This is a genomic window from Streptomyces niphimycinicus, assembly GCF_018883605.1.
Taxonomy (GTDB): domain Bacteria; phylum Actinomycetota; class Actinomycetes; order Streptomycetales; family Streptomycetaceae; genus Streptomyces; species Streptomyces niphimycinicus.
In genome coordinates, this window is the sequence record NZ_JAHLEM010001307.1 from 1 (window position 1) to 704 (window position 704).

1 protein-coding gene is annotated in these 704 nt (G+C 79.3%); it reads left to right on the forward strand.

Features of this window, described 5'->3' with window-relative positions:
- Positions 1-704, forward strand: a 704-nt coding sequence (locus KN815_RS49490; RefSeq protein WP_216348252.1) for an ATP-binding protein, incomplete at both ends; no start/stop codon positions are given.

A 704-nucleotide genomic window follows, 5' to 3' on the forward strand; every position in this document is an offset into this window, starting at 1 on the left:
ACCGCCGCGTCGGCCGCCGCGCCCGTGCCCGAGCTGCTCCCCCGGCCCCCGGCGGGCTTCCACGGCCGGGGCGCGGAGCTGGCCGAGCTGACCCGGCTGACCCGGGGCAGCGCCGAACCGGCCCAGGGCGGCTCCGGCGGCTACCCCCAGGAGGGCGGTATCGCCCTGCTCACCGGGCCCGCCGGGGTCGGCAAGACCGGTCTGGCGGTCCACTGGGGCCATGCCCAGGCCGCCGCCTTCCCCGACGGACGGCTCTTCGCTGATCTGCGCGGCTTCAGCGGCGGCGAGGCGACGGTGCCCGCCGAGGTGCTGCGCGAGTTCCTGCTCGCCCTCGGCACCCCGGCCGAGCAGATCCCCACCTCGACCGAGGCCGCCTCCGCGCTGTACCGCTCGCTGGCCGCCCGCCGCCGGCTGCTGGTGGTGCTGGACAACGCGGGCAGCTCCGCCCAGGTGCGCCCGCTGCTGCCCGGCGGGCCCCACTGCGCCACGCTGGTCACCAGCCGCAGCAGGCTGGACGGGCTGATCGCCACCGACGCCGCCCGCCCCGTACGGCTGCACGCCCTCGGCACCGAGGACGGGGCGGCCCTGCTGGGCGCGCTGCTGGGCCCCGCCCGGGTCGCCGAGGACCCGGAGGCCGCACGGGAGCTGGTGGCGCTGTGCGACGGGCTGCCGCTGGCGCTGCGCGCCGCCTCCGCCCAGTTGAT